General features: G+C 59.7%; 18 protein-coding genes and 2 pseudogenes. 13 read left to right on the top strand and 7 right to left on the bottom strand.

The window, feature by feature from the left end; all coding sequences use genetic code 11:
- Positions 1-168: 168 nt before the first annotated feature.
- The 3 genes and pseudogenes from hemW to rph all read right to left on the bottom strand — a co-directional run bounded on the left by hemW (position 169) and on the right by rph (position 2,765).
- Positions 169-1,371, bottom strand: a complete 1,203-nt coding sequence (hemW, locus tag VDP81_RS15095) for a radical SAM family heme chaperone HemW (RefSeq protein WP_322995380.1) — start codon at positions 1,369-1,371, stop codon at positions 169-171.
- A 29-nt stretch (positions 1,372-1,400) separates the two neighbouring features.
- Positions 1,401-1,994, bottom strand: a pseudogene (gene rdgB, locus VDP81_RS15090) (RdgB/HAM1 family non-canonical purine NTP pyrophosphatase); the annotation flags it as partial.
- Positions 1,995-2,011: 17 nt separating this feature from the next.
- A pseudogene (gene rph / locus VDP81_RS15085) lies at positions 2,012-2,765 on the bottom strand (ribonuclease PH).
- Positions 2,766-2,835: 70 nt separating this feature from the next.
- On the opposite strand from rph, the gene VDP81_RS15080 reads away from it, so the two are divergent.
- The 6 genes from VDP81_RS15080 to VDP81_RS15055 all read left to right on the top strand — a co-directional run bounded on the left by VDP81_RS15080 (position 2,836) and on the right by VDP81_RS15055 (position 9,568).
- Positions 2,836-3,744: a YicC/YloC family endoribonuclease gene (locus tag VDP81_RS15080; RefSeq protein ID WP_323012774.1), complete on the top strand. Its 909-nt coding sequence runs from the start codon at positions 2,836-2,838 to the stop codon at positions 3,742-3,744.
- A 289-nt stretch (positions 3,745-4,033) separates the two neighbouring features.
- Positions 4,034-4,285 (top strand): hypothetical protein, encoded by a 252-nt coding sequence (locus VDP81_RS15075; RefSeq protein WP_322995059.1) that lies wholly within the window; start codon positions 4,034-4,036, stop codon positions 4,283-4,285.
- Positions 4,282-5,238: a c-type cytochrome gene (locus tag VDP81_RS15070; RefSeq protein ID WP_322995060.1), complete on the top strand. Its 957-nt coding sequence runs from the start codon at positions 4,282-4,284 to the stop codon at positions 5,236-5,238. Before VDP81_RS15075 ends, VDP81_RS15070 begins: the two co-directional genes overlap by 4 nt.
- Before the next feature lie 13 nt (positions 5,239-5,251).
- The gene (locus VDP81_RS15065; protein WP_323012746.1) at positions 5,252-6,946 is read left to right on the top strand and encodes a cbb3-type cytochrome c oxidase subunit I; all 1,695 of its coding nucleotides are present in this window, start codon (positions 5,252-5,254) and stop codon (positions 6,944-6,946) included.
- A gap of 181 nt (positions 6,947-7,127) precedes the next feature.
- The gene (locus VDP81_RS15060; RefSeq protein WP_323012745.1) at positions 7,128-8,360 is read left to right on the top strand and encodes an MFS transporter; all 1,233 of its coding nucleotides are present in this window, start codon (positions 7,128-7,130) and stop codon (positions 8,358-8,360) included.
- On the top strand, positions 8,357-9,568 hold the full coding sequence (locus tag VDP81_RS15055; RefSeq protein WP_323012744.1) for an MFS transporter: 1,212 nt from the start codon (positions 8,357-8,359) through the stop codon (positions 9,566-9,568). Before VDP81_RS15060 ends, VDP81_RS15055 begins: the two co-directional genes overlap by 4 nt.
- 84 nt (positions 9,569-9,652) lie before the next feature.
- On the opposite strand, the gene fabB is transcribed toward VDP81_RS15055, so the two are convergent.
- The 3 genes from fabB to VDP81_RS15040 form a co-directional block, all read right to left on the bottom strand.
- Positions 9,653-10,870: a beta-ketoacyl-ACP synthase I gene (fabB, locus tag VDP81_RS15050; RefSeq protein WP_323012743.1), complete on the bottom strand. Its 1,218-nt coding sequence runs from the start codon at positions 10,868-10,870 to the stop codon at positions 9,653-9,655.
- An 11-nt stretch (positions 10,871-10,881) separates the two neighbouring features.
- Complete coding sequence (gene fabA, locus VDP81_RS15045) at positions 10,882-11,394, bottom strand: 3-hydroxyacyl-[acyl-carrier-protein] dehydratase FabA (RefSeq protein ID WP_323012742.1); 513 nt, start codon at positions 11,392-11,394, stop codon at positions 10,882-10,884.
- A 102-nt stretch (positions 11,395-11,496) separates the two neighbouring features.
- Positions 11,497-11,976, bottom strand: coding sequence for a hypothetical protein (locus tag VDP81_RS15040; RefSeq protein WP_323012741.1), 480 nt, complete (start codon positions 11,974-11,976; stop codon positions 11,497-11,499).
- Between the two features lie 94 nt (positions 11,977-12,070).
- On the opposite strand from VDP81_RS15040, the gene VDP81_RS15035 reads away from it, so the two are divergent.
- Complete coding sequence (locus VDP81_RS15035; protein WP_322995067.1) at positions 12,071-12,532, top strand: GatB/YqeY domain-containing protein; 462 nt, start codon at positions 12,071-12,073, stop codon at positions 12,530-12,532.
- 8 nt (positions 12,533-12,540) lie between these two features.
- Here the strand turns inward: VDP81_RS15035 and VDP81_RS15030 are convergent, their stop codons facing one another.
- Positions 12,541-13,557, bottom strand: coding sequence for an alkene reductase (locus VDP81_RS15030; protein ID WP_323012740.1), 1,017 nt, complete (start codon positions 13,555-13,557; stop codon positions 12,541-12,543).
- Between the two features lie 193 nt (positions 13,558-13,750).
- Here VDP81_RS15030 and VDP81_RS15025 point away from each other — a divergent pair, with 193 nt between their 5' ends.
- From VDP81_RS15025 to VDP81_RS15000, 6 genes are all read left to right on the top strand, one after another.
- The gene (locus VDP81_RS15025) at positions 13,751-14,407 is read left to right on the top strand and encodes a TrkA family potassium uptake protein (RefSeq protein WP_322995069.1); all 657 of its coding nucleotides are present in this window, start codon (positions 13,751-13,753) and stop codon (positions 14,405-14,407) included.
- A gap of 9 nt (positions 14,408-14,416) precedes the next feature.
- Positions 14,417-15,595, top strand: coding sequence for a TrkH family potassium uptake protein (locus VDP81_RS15020; RefSeq protein WP_323012739.1), 1,179 nt, complete (start codon positions 14,417-14,419; stop codon positions 15,593-15,595).
- Complete coding sequence (locus VDP81_RS15015; RefSeq protein ID WP_323012738.1) at positions 15,510-15,785, top strand: potassium transporter TrkG; 276 nt, start codon at positions 15,510-15,512, stop codon at positions 15,783-15,785. The genes VDP81_RS15020 and VDP81_RS15015 overlap by 86 nt, the downstream gene beginning before the upstream one ends.
- Positions 15,786-15,879: 94 nt before the next feature.
- The gene (locus tag VDP81_RS15010; protein ID WP_323012737.1) at positions 15,880-16,662 is read left to right on the top strand and encodes a transporter substrate-binding domain-containing protein; all 783 of its coding nucleotides are present in this window, start codon (positions 15,880-15,882) and stop codon (positions 16,660-16,662) included.
- Positions 16,663-16,734: 72 nt separating this feature from the next.
- The gene (locus tag VDP81_RS15005) at positions 16,735-17,451 is read left to right on the top strand and encodes an ABC transporter permease subunit (RefSeq protein ID WP_323012736.1); all 717 of its coding nucleotides are present in this window, start codon (positions 16,735-16,737) and stop codon (positions 17,449-17,451) included.
- Positions 17,448-18,131 carry an ABC transporter permease subunit gene (locus VDP81_RS15000; protein WP_322995073.1) on the top strand — a complete coding sequence of 228 codons (684 nt, stop codon included), beginning with the start codon at positions 17,448-17,450 and terminating at the stop codon, positions 18,129-18,131. Before VDP81_RS15005 ends, VDP81_RS15000 begins: the two co-directional genes overlap by 4 nt.
- The last annotated feature ends 1 nt before the right edge of the window (position 18,132 follow it).

Genomic DNA, 18,132 nt, shown 5'->3' with positions numbered 1-18,132 from the left:
AAAAGGTAGAAGCGGATTGGTGCTTGAGATCCGCTTTTTAAATTAAGCAAATTCCGTGCCAGATTCACAATCTGCCGTTAAGGTACAAATAAATCATATTTGCACCAAAATGGAACACATCCAGATTTGATATGCACCATTTTAGATTTTAATCCGCACCGAATTCGATCAGGCTAAAAATTCCATCTGCAAATCATTCAGGAACCGCCAGCCTTGGTCCGTGGCCTGGACACGATCCAGACCGGGCTTCAGTAAGCCTTTGTCGACGGCCCGACGCATGGCCGGCAAAAGCGTCATCAACGACAGCCCGGTGCGCTCGATGAACAGGCCGCCTTCTACGCCATGACGTAGCCTCAGGGCATTCAGCATGAACTCGAAGCCCAGGTCCTGGTGGTTCAATTCGCGTTGTTCGACGATGTGCTTGCCCGTGTGCTCTTGGGCCAGCCGCATCCAGGCATCAGGCATACGAGCCCTGGCCTGGCGGATGATGCGATTCTGGAAGGAAATCTTTGAATGTGCGCCTGGCCCTATGCCCAGGTAATCCCCAAATTGCCAATAGTTCAGATTATGCAGGCAGGCCTGACCTGGCTTGGCATAGGCGGAAACCTCGTAGCGATCCAGGCCTGCAGCCGCGGCAAGCTCGGCCACCCGGTCCTGCATGGTGGCGCTCAGTTCGTCGCCCGGCACAGGTGGCGGATATTTGGCAAATACCGTATTGGGCTCCAGCGTCAGGTGGTACAGCGACAAGTGCTCTGTCTGAAAAGCCAGGGCCTCGCGCAGGTCTTGCTCGCATTGAGCCAGGGTCTGCTCGGGCAGGGCAAACATCAGGTCCAGATTCACGCGCTCGACGGCCTGCTGGGCCATCTCGATGGCGGCACGCGCCTGGGCGGCATCATGGATGCGCCCCAATCGGCGCAGCTTATCGTCATTGAAGCTTTGGATGCCCAGGGAAATCCGGTTCACCCCTGCCTGGGCATAAGCCTGGAACCGCGCCGCCTCTGCGGTGCCTGGATTGGCTTCCAGCGTGATCTCCGCATCCGGCGGCAGACTGAGGGTCGCCCGCAGCAGGCTGATGATCTGGTCGACGGCATCCGCCGACAGCAAGCTGGGGGTGCCGCCCCCGAAAAAGACGGTCGATACTGGCCGTCCCCAGACATCCGGCAAGGCTTGTTCCAAATCCGCCTGCAGGGCCTGCAGATATGCCTGTTCGGGCAGCTCGCCACTGCGTTCGTGCGAATTGAAATCACAATAGGGACATTTATGCACACACCAAGGCACGTGCACATAGATAGACAGAGGAGGCAATGCAGCCAGGCCGGGCCGTCCCCTGACCCCGGGCTTGCCACCGGTATCGGGTTCGGGCTGCGGCACACGCACTAATTTTTTCACGGATCGGCCTTTTAATGCGTTGGCGCCGCATATTCGCTGCGCAACGCCTGCAGCAAAGCACGCAAGGCGCGCGCACGGTGACTCAGTTGATTTTTCTGCTCAAGCGGAAGTTCGGCGGCGGTCATGCCCAGATCGGGCAGATAGAAATAGGGATCATAACCAAAGCCATTGCTCCCCCGAGGCTGGTCCAGAATCTCGCCATCCCAGATACCTTCGACCACAATCGGGCGCGGGTCATCTGCACGGCGCACATAAACCAGCACCGCGACATAGCAGCCACGGCGGTCCGTGTGCGCAGCCATATCCGCCACCAAACGGGCATTATTGGCGGCATCCGAGCGCGTGCCATCGGCCAGCGCCGCGTAACGCGCCGAATGCACGCCGGGCGCGCCACCCAGGGCCTGCACGCACAGCCCCGAATCATCCGCCAGCGCGGGCAGTCCCGTGATCTGGCTGGCGTGGCGCGCCTTGGCCAGCGCATTTTCAATGAAAGTATTGAATGGCTCGTCGGCCTCCGCCACCCCTAAAGCGCCTTGTGCCAGCATATCAATGCCTGCCGCCGCCAGGCTGGCGGAGAATTCCTTGAGTTTTCCGGGATTGTTCGAGGCGAGGACCACGCGTGTCATTGCGCCTGCTCCAGTGCCTGGCGCTGTGCCACAATCAGCTGTCGGATGCCTCCATCGGCCAGATCCAGCAAGGCATCCAGCTGTTGGCGCTGGAAGCTGCCCCCCTTCGCCCGTGCCCTGGACTTCGACAAAATCCCCCGCATCCGTCATGACGACATTCATGTCGGTATCGCAGCGAGAATCTTCGGCATAGTCCAGATCCAGTACCGCTGCGCCGCCATGCAGGCCGACCGACACGGCGGCAACCTGGCCACGCAAGGGATCGCTACTGAGCAGACCCTGGGCCTGCAGGCCGCGCACTGCGAGGGCGGCTGCTACCCAGGCGCCCGTGATGCTGGCGCAGCGCGTGCCGCCATCAGCCTGCAATACGTCACAATCCAGGTGCAAGGTACGTTCACCCAAAGCGGACAAATCAAATACCGCCCGCAAGCTGCGCCCAATCAGGCGCTGAATTTCCTGGGTGCGGCCACTTTGTTTGCCCCGTGCGGCTTCGCGATCGCCCCGGGTGTGGGTGGCGCGCGGCAGCATGCCGTATTCAGCGGTCACCCAGCCCTGCCCTTGGCCCTTCAAAAAGGGGGGCACCTTGGACAGCACGCTGGCGTTGCACAACACCTGGGTATCGCCCATGCAGGCCAGCACGGAGCCTTCGGCATGGCGGGTATAGCCCGTCAGCAGACGAATCGGACGCAGGATATCGGCAGCCCGACCAGAGGGGCGGACCAGGGGCTGAGTTTCAGTAGAGTGGGACATGAGTGAAATTCCGGAATCAGGGGCAGACTACAATGATCCTCTTATTGTAGAGAATCACGAGAGCAAGCAGATGATCCGCAGCATGACTGCTTTCGGCGCCAGCCGCCTGGAGGCCCAGCAAGGCGCCCTGTCGATCGAGGTCCGCAGCGTCAATAATCGTTTTCTGGACCTTAATCTACGCATCCCCGAAGACCTGCGCTTCGTGGAGGGTCTGGTGCGTGATCTGGTCAGCCGCCATGCTTTGCGCGGCAAGATCGAGGTCCGCCTGAACTACAGCGTCAGCGGCCAGGACACCTTGCGTCCTTTTGATGAACAAGCCGTACGCACTTTGGCCGAGCAACTGGCCTGGGCCCGACGCCAGATTCCTGACTTGCCCGCGCCCTCTTTGGCAGAGCTTCCCCGCCAGGGCCTGACCCAGCACGGCCTGGACGCCGATACCTGGCTGCCCTTATGTCAGCAGGCCTGCACCCAGGCCTTGACTGAATTCCAAACCGCCCGCGAACGCGAAGGCGCCCGCTTGGCCGCTGCCATGCAGGCCATGGCCCACGAGATCAGCACCATCGTCGACCAAGTCGAGGTGGACCTGCCCGCATTGGTACAGCAGCATCAGGACAAAATTGCCCTGCGTCTGCGCGACGCCCTGCTGGCCGCCAGCCCCGATGGTTTTGCCGCCATCAGCGGGGCCGAACTCACCGCCCGCATTGCCCAGGAAGCCAGTCTGTTTGGCCTGCGAGTGGACGTTGCCGAGGAACTCACCCGGCTGCGCTCTCACTTGCAGGAACTTCACGATATCCTGGCCGGCACCCACCCGGCTGCCGCGCGCGGCAGCGGCAAGCGCCTGGATTTCCTCTTCCAGGAAATGAACCGCGAAGCCAATACCCTGGGCTCTAAAGCAGCGGCCCTGACGGTCACCCAGGCCGCCATCGATCTGAAACTGTTGATCGAACAGATGCGGGAACAGGCACAGAATATTGAATAGCGGGTTAATCCCTGTTTCATATCAAATTTGATCCAGGTTAAGGCAAAGGCAGTCGATTTCTGCTTGTGGCCGTCATTCCAGACAAACTAAAGAAATCCATAAAACTCCGCTTTTGCTTGGTTTCAAGCATAAGCGCGGGTGCTGCTGCATCACATGAATGATACGTTTGTTGTAAATAGCTGAATCCTCAAACAAATCAGTCTCCTCCTTGGCAGTAAGGGATTGCCGCTTTTCCCTTGGGCCTGTTCCTAGACTAAGCAAGCCAATCCAGTCTGAAAGGGAGGGGAATATGGCGCAACGTGTGATTGATCTAGTGTTATCGGCCTTGGCCGCCTTGCTGAGTGTCTTACTGTCCTGGCCATACTGGCACAGCGTCGGATACTGGGCTGAAACCCCCGCTATGTGGACCCTCTATATCGTGGTCGGTTATGTCCTGGCTGTCTACGTGTTTTACGTGTTTCTAGGCAGCCTGCGTACCTTGTTTCTGCATGATGCTCAGGGGCATCAATCGTCTGCAGACCCCCAGGAGAAGCAACCATGAGCTGCCTGAACGGAAGTGACTGCCGCGAGCCGGCAAAACGTCGCACCGCCCTGGCCATCTTGGCCGTGATGCTGGCAATTTTCCTGATCCTGTCGGTCTGGTCGTTCTTACCCGCCCACAAACAGGCCATCCCATCCACCACGCATTATGGCGATGCGGATGCCGTGCTGGGGAAACGCGTATTTCAGGCCTATAACTGTATGGGCTGTCACACCATTTTGGGCAACGGCGCTTATTTCGGACCGGATCTGACGGATACCTACGGAGATACCGGTCCAGCCTGGCTGGCGGCTTTCCTGCCATCCGCTGGCGGCTGGCCCACTTCGGCCGCCGTCCAGGTTCAGCTGCAAAACGCCGCAGTCCAAAAAGACATCGGCAGCACCAGCATGCAGGAATATCTGGACCGCTATCCGGGGGCAGCCGAACGCATAGCCCAGCGGGGCGGGCAGCACACACTGATGCCAAATCTGCCCCTCAAGGCCTCCGAAATCACGGCCCTGATCGCATTCTTCAAATACACCTCGGCCATGAATACCGAAGGCTGGCCGCCCGCCCCGAAAGAAGGCCGGCGCATCCCCGTCCTGGCCAATAGTGGCCAGTCGGCCAATCCGCCTGTGGCAGCCGCCGCTCCCGTCCAGCAAGCAGCGCCGACTGCAGAAGCCGACCCAGTGGCGCTGGGTAAAAAACTGGTCAATGACCTGGGCTGTGTCTCATGCCACGCCACCGACCAGAAACGCCTGGTGGGTCCGGGCTGGGGGGGATTGCATGGGAAAACCGTACAGCTGGCCGATGGCACCAGTGCGACGGCAGATGACGACTATCTGGTCGAATCCGTCCGCCAGCCTGACGCCAAAATCGTCGAGGGCTATCCACCACATGTCATGCCGTCCTACGACTCACTGGTCAATGAGTCCGACATGAAGGCCATCGTGGCCTATCTGCGCAGCCTTTGATAGGGAAGCCATCATGATCAAGATCGAATACCAAACACAGCGCCTTAGCCTGCGCTTCTTTTTGCTGATGCTGATTCTGTTTTTGTTCCAGATGTCGTTCGGCCTGCTGATTGCCACTCAGCACGTCGACCCGACACTACTGGCCGGCATCGCCAATTTCAACGTTCTGCGCGCCGAACACACCAACCTTGGCATCCTCTGGATTCTGTCAGGATTCATCGGCACCATCTTGTTTATCGGGCCTTTGCTGTCCAACCGGGAACTGGTCTCGCCTTGGCTGATCAAGTTCCTGTTTTACGCGCTCGTGGCGGTGACGCTCTGGAACGTCGCGACGCAGACCCTGGCCGCCGATGGCATCGCCGGCTGGTGGCTGGGGCAGCCCTGGTTCCAGGAAGGCCTGGAATACCTGGAAGCCGGCCGCGCCGCCGATTTAGTGATTTTCGTCGGCTTTGCCATTTTGACCTACGTGGTGCTGCGCACCTTCCCTGCCCGGCGCGAATGGAATGAAATCCACTGGGGTCTGGCGATGGGGGTCACTGCGCTAACCTTTGTCTGGCTGTTTGGCGTGTTCTTCGTCGAACGTCTGGATCTGCAGGAATACTTCCGCTGGTATGTGGTGCACTACTGGGTCGAAGGCGTCTGGGAAGTCATCCACATCAGCCTGGTGGGCTTCCTGCTGGTACTGATGTTCAAGGCGGACGTGAAAGCCGTGGGCTATGCCGTGTTCTGGGGAGTGTCCCTGGTCTGGCTGTCAGGCCTGATCGGCAATGCCCACCACTACTTCTGGATCGGCACGCCTGAATTCTGGCAATTCTGGGGGGCGCTGTTCAGCGCGCTGGAACCCTTGCCCCTGGTGTTCTGCTTCTGGCATATTTATCTGGATGCCCATCAGGACAAAAAGCCTCTGGAAAACGCCCCCGCCTTTTACTTCATCCTGGGTTCGGTCGTGCTGGAGCAGGTGGGTGCAGGAATCCTGGGCTTCACCATGACTTTCGCCCTGACCAACGTCTGGTCGCACGGCACCTGGGTCACTCCCAGTCATGCGCACCTGGCCATGTTCGGCACCTTCGGCATGCTGGGTATTGCATCGGCCTACTACGCCGTCCCTTTGTTGCGCGGGGTAAAAAGCTTCGATCAGCGTCTGGGAAAAACAGCCTTCTGGCTGGTCATGACCGGCATGCTGGGCATCGCCTTCGCCTTTGCCATCGGCGGCACCATACAGGTTTTCCTGGCACGCTCCATGGGTCTCAGCTGGTACGGCGGCCAGGTCTTTCCGGCCATGCAGTTCTTCAAGGTCCTGATTCCGCTGTTCGGCCTGGTGTTTGCAGTAGGGGCCGGACTGCTGGTCTATGACCTGCTGACCATCGGCTTGCGCCAGCCCTCCACCGCCGTGGCCAAGCAAGTCCCGCGCACCGAGCCCGCCCCGGACAAGGGCTGGCATTCCGCCCTCAGCGGCAGCGAGGCCAGTCTGTGGTTGATGGGCATGTGGATCTTTGGCGCCATCATCACCCTGGGGCTGCTGAGCTTCAACCTGGACGCCGTGGCCAGTGGCGACCCAACCATCCCTTATGTGTTGGCGGGTGTTGGCTATCCCGGCCTGCTGCTGATCACCCTGCTGTTTGTCTGGCGCTTCCTGGCTTCTCTGCAGGCCCGGCCCGTCACGGCATCCGCTGAAGTCCCCGGTCTGCTGGCAGCCAAAGGCGCCTGAAGACTGAGTTCATCCGCTTGGACGGGTTCGGGGCGAATGGCATATGTCATTCGCCCCGAACCCGTCCAAGCAGCCTATTCGGCAAATCAAGCTGAAAAGTCAGGTGCTATGCGCACAAAATGGTGCAAATTGGCCAACAGCGTACAATCGTCCGGATGCGCTTTTGATCGCCATCCGCCCCATGAAAAATACAATTTCTTCTGCCCTCCCCTCGTCGCCAGCCCAGTCCGCCTCTGTCGGTACGCAGCCTGGCATTGCCTATCCGGTCCTGGGTGCCATCAGCCTGACCCATTTGCTCAACGACATGATGCAATCGGTGTTATTGGCAATCTACCCAGTGCTGCAGGGGCGCTTCGACCTCAGTTTTGTCCAGGTCGGCCTGATTACACTGGCCTTTCAGTTTTCTTCTTCCCTGCTGCAGCCTCTGGTAGGGCGCTTTACGGATCGCCGACCACTGCCTTATTCCCTGCCCATCGGCATGGGCTTTACCTGTTGCGGCCTGCTGCTGCTGTCGCAAGCCTGGAACTTTCCTCTGGTCGTGCTGGCGGCAACGCTGGTGGGTGCTGGGTCATCGGTCTTTCACCCGGAATCCTCACGCGTGGCGCGCATGGCCTCAGCCGGGCACCATGGCCTGGCGCAATCCATTTTTCAGGTGGGGGGCAATATAGGTTCATCCATCGGGCCACTGTTGGCGGCCTTGCTGATTGTGCCCCGTGGCCAGGGCAGCGTGGCCTGGGTATCTTTGGCCGCCTTGTTGGGCATCGTCATTCTGATCGGGGTCAGCCGCTGGTATGCCGCCAACCTGACCAGCGTCCGAGGGCGCAAATCCCTGGGCAAGGTCGATAACGGCCTTGCCCCTCGCCAGGTCAAATTTGCACTGGCCGTTTTACTGTTGCTGATCTTCAGCAAATATTTTTACCTGGCCGGACTCAACAGCTATTTCACGTTTTTTCTGATCGATCGTTTCGGCCTGGATATCCAGCAGGCCCAATATTCGCTTTTTGTATTCCTGGCAGGGGTTGCCACCGGCACGCTGGTGGGTGGCCCCATCGGCGACCGGATTGGCCGCAAACGCGTGATCTGGGGCTCCATCCTGGGCACAGCGCCATTTTCGCTGGCACTGCCCTATGCCAATCTGGAATGGACCCTGATTCTGGTGTTCTGCGCCGGCGTCATGATTGCCTCGGCTTTCCCGGCCATCATCGTCTATGCCCAGGAACTGATGCCCGGCAAGACCGGCACAGTCTCCGGCCTGTTTTACGGTCTGGCCTTTGGCATGGCCGGCATCGGGGCTGCCGTCCTGGGAAAACTGGCGGATAGCACCAGCATCGCCTTTGTCTATCACCTGTGCGCGTATTTACCGCTACTGGGGCTGGCCGCGTACTTCCTGCCGGACATGCGGCGGCGCACATGAACAACCCCCAGCGTAGCATCACCCTGAATCGCTGGCTGGTCGCCGCCAGCCTGCTGTTGCTGGCCGCCAATCTGCGGCCCTTGTTTTCCAGCACTTCGGTCCTGTTGCCCAACATCATCACGGGCCTGGGCATCAGCGCGGCCACCGCCGGTTACCTCACGACCTTGCCCGTGCTGTGCATGGGGATTTTTGCCCCATTGGCGCCGCGCTTCGCCCAGCGCATCGGGGTGGAACGCACCCTCTGGGTCGTGTTGCTGCTGATCACCATCGGGACGGCATTGCGCGGCTATCTGGATGTGTACGGCCTGTTTCTGGGCACCGCCATGGGCGGGGCCGGCATTGCCATGGGCAACGTGCTGCTGCCCAGCCTGGTCAAACGCGACTATGCAGACCGCGCTGCACTGATGACCGGCCTATACACCATGAGCCTGGTCGGCGGAGCCGCATTGGGCGCTGCCATCAGCCTGCCGCTATCCCAGGCGCTGGGCGATCAATGGAGCAATGGCCTGGCCATCTGGGCCTTGCCGGGCCTGCTGGCCTTGTTCGCCTGGGCGCCCGTGGCCTATTTGTCAGGGGCTGCGCGGCGGGCGAGCACCAGACTGCTGCCAGTCAAGGGGCTGCGTCAGGACACATTGGCTTGGGCGGTCACCCTGTTCATGGGCTTGCAGTCGGCACTGGCCTATTGCGTCTTGGGCTGGATGGCGCCCATGCTGCAAGCCAGGGGTTTAAGCGGCACCGAAGCCGGTCTGATCACCTCGGCATCCATCATTTTGCAGGTGCTTTCCTGTATTCTGACCCCCATGCTGGCCAGTCGCGGACGAGATCAACGGGCGCTGGCAGTCGTGCTCAGCGCCATGGCGGCCCTGGGCCTGGTGGGCATGCTCATGGGCCCAAGCTGGGCCATCTGGCCCCTGGCGCTGGTCCAGGGACTAGGACAGGGAGGACTGTTCGCCTTGGCACTGATGCTGATCGTATTACGCTCACGGGATGCCCATGTGGCGGCCAGCCTGTCCAGCATGGCCCAAGCCATCGGCTATATCCTGGCGGCCAGCGGGCCGTTGTTGATCGGGCTGTTATATGCCTGGACAGGCGGCTTTGAGGCGGCCGCTGGCCTGATTGGCATATTGGGCATTTGCACCGCCTTGGCCGGGTGGTTTGCCGGGCGCAATCTATTGGTCAAGGCGCAAATCATCGACGTGACTGTCTAAGATTCCACTGAAAACAAATCCCGCCAGCCAGCGGGATTTGTTTTTAAACCGATCGATCAACCCCAGGTTGGGGAGATTACCGGCCTATAAGTCTGCGCGGGAAAACACCAAGGTTGCATTGGTGCCGCCAAAGCCGAAGCTATTGGACAAGGCTGTCTGGATCGTTGTGTTGGGCAGGGTTTCACACAGGATGTTCATGCCCTCGGCCGCTGAGTCCAGCGTGTCGATATTGGCCGAGGCCGCGACAAAGCCGTGCTTCATCATCAACAAGGTATAGACGGCTTCATTGACGCCAGCCGCCCCCAGCGCATGGCCAGACAGCGATTTTGTCGAAGCTATCCAAGGTTGGTCAGCCCCAAAAACCGCACGAATGGCCTCGAGTTCTTTGACGTCGCCCACCGGCGTGCTGGTGCCGTGGGTGTTGATATAGTCCACTCGCGACGACACGCCGACCAGCGCCTGGCGCATGCAGCGTTCGGCGCCCTCACCCGAAGGAGCCACCATATCGTAACCATCGGAGGTTGCCCCGTAGCCGACGATTTCAGCCAGGATATTGGCCCCGCGTGCTTTCGCGTGTTCGTATTCCTCGACCACCACGATGCCGCCGCCGCCAGAAATCACGAAGCCGTCGCGATCGGCATCATACGTGCGGGATGCCCGGTCAGGGGTATCGTTATAGCGCGTGGATAGCGCCCCCATGGCGTCGAACATAAAAGACAAAGACCAGTGCTCTTCTTCGGCGCCGCCGGCAAACACGATGTCTTGCTTGCCCAGCTGGATCTGTTCGACGGCGTTGCCGATGCAGTGCGCGCTGGTAGAACAGGCCGAGCTGATCGAGTAATTGACACCCTTGATCTGGGCGCCCGTGGCCAGACAGGCCGATACCCCGCTGGCCATGGCCTTGGTGACCATATAGGGGCCTACCCGGCGCACGCCCTTTTCGCGCAATGTCTGGATACCATCGTGGATAGAGGAATGCGATGCGCCCCCTGCCCCCACAATCAGACCAGTACGCGGATGCGAAACCTGTTCGGGTGTCAGACCGGCGTCCTGGATGGCTTCTTGCATGGCCAACCAGGCGTAGGCATGACCATTGGCCATGAAGCGCCCGAGTTTGCGGTCGATTTTTTCCAGTGCATCCAGATGCACTGAGCCCGCCACATGAGAGCGCAGCCCCTGGGCTGCGTATTCGGACTGATAGGTGATGCCCGAACGGCCTGTACGCAGGCTGTCGAGAACTTCGGATTGATTATTACCCAGGCTGGATACGATGCCCATGCCGGTGATGACCACACGACGCATGATAGGGCCTCCTAGAAATTATCCGTGCGGGTGAACAGGCCCACTCGCAAATCATGGGCCACGTAGATTTCGTGGCCATCGACTTCCATGCGGGCATCGGCAATGCCCATCACAAGCTTACGCATCATGACGCGCTTCATGTCGATGTGATAGCGCACGAGACCGCTGGTGGGCAATACCTGGCCAGTGAATTTGACCTCGCCCACCCCCAGGGCACGACCGCGCCCCTGGCCACCGCAGCAGCCCAGGAAAAACCCCACCAACTGCCACATGGCGTCCAGGCCCAGACAACCGGGCATGACGGAATCGCCCTGAAAGTGGCAATCGAAGAACCAGAGATCCGGGCGGATATCGAGTTCGGCGATGATCTCGCCTTTATTGTGCGGCCCACCCTGATCGTCGATATGAACGATGCGATCGAACATCAGCATGGGGGGCAAAGGCAACTGGGCATTTCCCGGCCCGAAGAGTTCTCCGCGCCCGCACGCCAGCAGTTCGTCATAGCTGTAACTGTTTTTTTGCATGATGTCCTGTGAGATAACCCGACTGCTGGCTGCAAAAACCAAGATATGAGCAGCCTACAAAGTAATCAAGCCTAACAGTATAACCCGAGGCTCGAACCTAGCCTAGCGCACCTGGGCATGGGGCTGATCCGCATACCAGACGGTCACCGTGCCACGCACAAACAAGGGGGGATGATCGCCGACCCAGCGGTCCACCCTGTGCACCAATAGCAGCGGCCCATTGGCGGGCTTGCCATTGAATGCGCTGGTATTGATGTGGCGCCCCTGCAGGGGCACGCAAAGACCTTTCGGGGAGCCCCAGCAAAGTTCCGTACTGACCTGGGCCAGACCCTCGTAGTCGCGCGAGGCATACACCTGGGTGATGCGCGCATTGCTGGTTAACTGGGGGCTTGTCTTGCTCTTTGGTGCATAGACTACCACCACGGGGCGGCCCAAGGCCTGCAAACCCGTGCTGGTGCGATCCAGAGTCCAGGCCAAGTCCGCCGCCGCACTGGTCGGCCCGGCCAGCAAAGCGGCCAGCAAGCATAGCCCCGCCTGCCTGAGTGGCCTGGTCAGCCTGAAGGAAGAAATCATCGAAATCATGAATGCCAGTATAAAAGCCAGATGGAGGAAGCGCGCGGCCGTGAATTGGCTGCGCGCTAAAATACGGGTTTTACAACATGAACAGGATATTCCCATGAGCACCGGCCTTGCCAGCCAGATTTCCGACGACGTCAAATCTGCCATGCGCGCACACGACAAGATCCGCTTGGGCACCTTGCGCCTGCTACAGGCCGCGATCAAGCAAAAAGCCGTCGACGAGCGCATCGAACCCGATGACGCCATGATTATTGCCATCATCGAAAAACAAGCCAAACAGCGCCGGGAGTCAATTGTTGCCTTTGAATCCGCCGGACGCACCGAATTGGCGGCTCAGGAAAGCGCCGAACTGGACATCCTGAAGGAGTTTCTGCCCCAGGGCGCCAGTCCGGAAGAAATCACCGCAGCCATCGCCGCAGCCATCGCGCAAACTCAAGATAAAGGCCTGCAAGGCGGTGCCGCCATGGGGGCGGTCATGGGACAGCTGAAAACTGCCTTGGCGGGCCGTGCCGACATGGCTGCCGTCTCCGCCCAGGTGCGCAGCCAGCTAAACGGCTGATCAGCCCGTCAGGCGATCGGCGTCAGTTCGTCGCAGGCCCGCAGCGCCTGGCCCTCGCGCAGACGCTGGACAAGGTCCGGATTATGCACAAAGGCGCGCCCAAAGGCGACAGCATCACCATGCCCAGCCTCCAGGGCATGGTGGGCCAGGCCCACGTCATAGCCTTCGTTCAGGATCAGGGCACCGCCGAATGCCTGACGCAACACGGGCGTCAGGGCATCATCGCCCGGATGTTCTCGGACACAGACAAAGGCCAGGCGGCGCTTGTCGAGTTCTTTGGCAATGTATTGGTACAGCGCAGCCGGGTCAGAGTCCCGCATGTCATGGCGGTCGCCCCGTGGCGACAGATGCACACCGATGCGGCCAGTGCTCCAGACCCCGATACAGACATCCAGAATTTCCAGCAAGAACCGGCAGCGATTTGCCAGAGAACCGCCGTACTCGTCCTGACGACAGTTGGAGCCATCGTGCAAGAACTGATCAATCAGGTAGCCGTCCCCGGCATGCACCTCGATCCCGTCGAATTCCGCCATCCGGGCATAGCGTGCCGCTTGATCGAAATCAGCCACAATGCGATGGATCTCGTTGAGACGCAGGCTGCGCGGCACGACATAGGACACCGTATCGTCGGTCACCGCGCACTGCCCGTTCTGACAGGCAATCGCGCTAGGCGCCACCGGCATTTCGCCAGAGAGCAATTCCGGATCAGATACCCGGCCCGCATGCCACAAGCGCAGAAAAATCCGGCCGCCGCGCTCGTGCACGGCCTGAGTCACCCGCAGCCAACCCTGCACTTGGGCGCTGTTCCAGATGCCGGGCATCCCCGGATAACCCAGCCCCAAAGGGGACACCGAAGCCGCTTCGGTGACAATCAGTCCGGCCGCCGCACGCTGCGCGTAATAGTTGCGCAATGCATCATCCGGCACCCGGCCCTGAGCGGGCCGACTACCGGCGGCTGGAGCCATGATGATGCGGTTGCGCAAGAGGATATCGCCCAGTTGCAGCGGGTCAAGCAAACTTGTCATATGATGCGACCAAGACAGGAAATGCCGGAGCTGCGAGACATTTTGCTGCAACGCACAATCCAGACATCAAAATCCATTAAAAATCCATCAGGGTTTTTACCAGATTTTAGACAGTCTGGCTATCATTACAAAGCCACATTACAAAGCCTCTGGCGCCTGCAGCCAGTGCCCTAAGACTTTCATCAGGAAACGCATGGGACAATTTGCCGTCATTGGATTGGGTCGTTTTGGTGCCGCCACATCGCTGGAACTGATGCGGCTGGGGCACTCCGTGCTGGGTCTGGACGGCGACAGCCGGGCTGTCGACCAGATCGCCGACCAACTGACCCGCGCCGCAATCGCGGATGTCACCGACCGCAATGCGCTGGCTGAATTGGGGCTGGACGAATATGACATGGTATTGGTCGCCATCGGCGAAGAACTCCAGGCCAGCCTGGTCTGCACGGTGCATCTGAAATCACTGGGGGTGCAGAACCTATGGGTCAAGGCCTCGTCGCGGGCCCACCATCTGATTCTGAATAAGCTTGGGGTCAGCCGCATCATCCACCCCGAGGAAGAAATGGGCATCCGGATTGCCCAGGTGCTCAGTTACCCCATGGTCACGGACTACATCGCCCTGGGCAATGGCGAGTTTATTGTCGAAATCGAAGCCAGCACCCACCTGGCGGGTCATACCCTGGGGGATGCCCTGACGACCGACCCACCCGGTCAGATCCAGGCCTTGCTGATCAAGCGCAAAGGGGTGCACACTGTGCACCCGCCAGAGCAATTCGTGCTGCAACCCAAGGACACCTTGATTTTATTCGGACCCTTGCAGCAGCTAAAGCTGGCTGCCCCAAAGCTGCGCTAGGTCAGTCGCATGCCTCGTTTATTTACTGTCCATCCGCTACAAGCTTACCGACGCGTCCGCCGCACCGGCCAGCTGCATGCCAGCCCGCCCGTCGTGCTGGCTGGCAGCTTTTTCATCCTGACCCTGCTGGGCATGCTGCTGTTGCTGCTGCCCGCCGCCCAGGCCCAGCCCATCAGCATCTTCCAGGCCCTGTTCACGGCGGCCTCTGCCGTGACGGTCACGGGGCTGATGGTCATCGACCCAGCCCAGGCCTTGACCCCTTTTGGCCAGGGGATCCTGCTGGCGCTGGTGCAGATCGGCGGGATCGGTTTCGTCACATTCGCCATCATTGCTTCAGTCACGCTGGGCAAGCGCGTCAGCCTTAAATACCAGGCATTGGCGCTGGAGGCCTTTAACCAGACCAGTGTCGCCCGTATCCGCCAGACCGCCCTGACCGTGCTGAAGTTTTCGCTGATCATCGAAGGCGTGGCCATTGTGATCCTGACGCTTTGGTGGTGGCGCCACAACAATCTGCATGATGCTTTTCTGATGGCTGTTTTTCATGCGATATCGGCCTTCAATAATGCCGGCATCACTTTATTTTCCGATAGCCTCAGCGGCTTTGTCGGCGATCCTGTCACGACCTTTGTGCTGACGGGCTGCATCATCCTGGGCGGATTGGGCTTTAGTGTGCTGGCCGATATCTACCATAAACGCGCCTGGAAAACGCTGGCTTATTACACGCGGCTGATGCTGATCGGCACTCTGGTGCTGAATCTATGCGCCCTGACACTGTTCTGGTTGATCGAGTCCCGGAATCCGGCCACGCTTGCCCACCTGCCCTTGCCCAGTCAGGGCTTGGCATCCTGGATACAGGTGGTGGCGGCCCGTACAGCAGGGTTTGCCGCGATGGATGTGGACTTGATGCACGATAGCTCGCGCTTCCTGCTGGTGGCGCTGATGTTCATCGGCGGTGGGTCACTATCGACGGCCAGCGGGATCAAGCTTGGCACCTTCATTATTTTGCTGGCCGTGATGCGGGCCTATATCCTGCAGCGCAAAGAAGTCGTGCTGATGAACCGCACCATCACCCCCCGAGGCCATCCACAAGGCCCTGGCCCTGATGATGATGTCCGGCCTGCTGGTGTGCATTGGCATTTTTATTGTCAGCCTGTTCGAACAGTTGCCATTTCTCTCGGTCATGACTGAAGTCATGTCGGCCTTCAGCACCACGGGACTCAGCCCGGATCTCACGCAGAAACTCAGCCTGCCCAGCCAGATTCTGCTGATCTTGCTGATGTTCATCGGTCGGCTGGGGCCTTTGACCCTGGTCTACAACCTGGGCACGCGCAGCCATAGCCGTATTCGATACCCGGACGCACAGATGCAGATTGGGTGAATCCGCCGATCTTGTACTACTATTGCCTTTTTCCAGCCCTCCTTTCGAAAGGATACCCTCATGGTGACAAGCATTGCACGACAGGCGGCGATTTGTGCCGCACTGGGCCTGGCCTGGCCTGGCGACCGCCGCCTCGGCGGCCACCCTGAAAATCGGCACTGAAGGCGGCTACCCGCCCTGGAGCATGGTCGACGCCCAAGGCAAGGTCCAAGGCTTTGACGCCGATGTAGGCAACGCCCTGTGCCAGAAACTGGACATGAAGTGTCGCTTTGTGGTTCAGGCCTTCGATAGCCTGATTCCGGCCCTGGAGGCCGAGCGCTTCGATCTGGTGATCTCCGGCATGTCGGTCACCGCCGAACGCGCCAAGGTCATTTCCTTCAGCATCCCCTACGCCACCGAAGACTCGTCCTTTGTCGTGCCCCAGGGCAGCCCCTTGATCAAGGCCGACTCCCAGGAAGCCCTCATCAAGGGTCTGACCGGTAAATCCGTCGGGGTACAAAGCGGCACCACCCAGGGTGCTTTTTTGCAGAAATACGCCCCTGAGCTGAAACTCAAGACGTACGAAACTCAGGACCAGATGCAGATGGACCTGTCCGCAGGACGCCTGGATGCTACCTTCTCCGAGGTCACCCCCCAGAGCGAATTCCTGGACAATAGCGGCAAAGGCAAATTCGCCATGGCCGACTATGTCGTCAAGAGCAGTGCTGATCCCGATATTCTGGGCCTGGGCATCGGCGCCGGCATCAATCAGAAAAACACCGAACTCAAAGCCAAGGTCGACAAGGCGCTGTGTGAACTGATCCAGGACGGCACCCTCAAGACATCCAGCCAAAAATGGTTTGGTGTCGATCTCTCCAACTATCAGGCCTGCAAATAAGCGCCTGACTCCCCTGCGCCCCGCGGGTATTCTGGTGTCATCACACCAGGATCTCCGGGGCATTCTGATTTTATGAACGCAACCCTGCACGACATTCTGAGCGCTGGCTGGGGCACCATGTTATTGCGTGGCGCCGGTATGACCATATTCATCAGTCTGTGCGGCATCGTGCTCGGCATGGTCATCGGCATTGGTGGCGCAGTCCTGAAGTCCGGGCGCAACCGGCTCCTGCGCGCAATCGTCAGCCTCTATACGCTGCTGGTGCGCAGCGTCCCCGAACTGCTCATTATCTATCTGCTGTTTTTTGGCACCGTACAGCCTGCCGCCGACCTGGCGGACTGGCTGGAATGGGACGACATGATGAGCAAGGTCTTCCCCATCCTGGTGGGCATATTGGCCATCGGCTTGATTTCAGGGTCCTATAGCGTCGAGGTTTTTCGCGGGGCCTTCAAGGCCATCGCCCCTGGTCAGCTCGAGGCTGCCCGGGCCATTGGCATGAGCCGCCGCCAATGTCTGATTCGCATCACCCTGCCCCAACTGTTCTGGTATGCCCTGCCCGGTGCCAATAACGTCTGGCAGAACGCCCTCAAGGACACGGCGCTGATCTCTCTGGTGGGTCTGGTTGAACTCATGCGGGCCGCCGTGCTGGGCGCTGCAGCCACCCGGGCCCCCCTGACCCTGTATTTATTGGCCGGTATCCTGTACTTTTTGATCGGTGCCTGTAGCCAAGGGCTGTTTGTCTGGGCCGAACGATATTTCGGACGCGGCATGCAAGGGGCCGACCGATGATCGAACTCTTTGAAAAAGCGCTGCCTGTACTGGTCGAAGGCTTTTGGGTCACTCTGCGCATCGGCCTGTTCGCGATTCTATTCGCCTCGGTGGTGGGCTTGGTGGCGGCCCTGATGCGCACATCATCCAGTCGGCTGGTCTCGGGAACTGCTTTTTTATACAGTACTGTGTTTCGTGGCACGCCGCTATTGATTCAGCTTTTTTTGCTGTACTACGGCATTGGCACACTGGAATTCGTGCGTGAACAAGCTGCATTGTGGTGGCTGTTCAGCGACGGCGCCCGCTGTGCCATCCTGGCGATCACGCTGAACAGCGGCGCCTACATGAGCGAGGCCATCCGGGGCGGGCTGCAGTCCGTTCCCGGCGGCCAGATCGACGCTGCCCTGTCATGCGGCATGAGCCGTTTTCAGGTCTTTCACCGGATTCGCTTTCCCTTGGCGATACGTCAGGCATTCCCGGCCTACAGCAACGAGCTGGTGCTGGCCATCAAAGGCACCAGTCTGGCCTCGACCATTGCGGTGATGGAGCTGACCGGCTTTGCGCGTCGCTTGATGAGCCAAAGTTATCTGATCATGGAAACCTTCATCATCGCCGGCCTGCTGTATCTGGCCATCAATATCACCTTGCTGGGCTGCGCCTGGTTGGTCGAACGCAGCCTGGGCCTGCGATCGGATACCTGAG

Origin of the sequence: Castellaniella sp., assembly GCF_034675845.1 — a bacterium.
Taxonomy (GTDB): domain Bacteria; phylum Pseudomonadota; class Gammaproteobacteria; order Burkholderiales; family Burkholderiaceae_B; genus Castellaniella.
The sequence above is the reverse complement of the archived record's forward strand: the minus strand, read 5'-3'. Positions and strand labels throughout refer to the sequence as shown.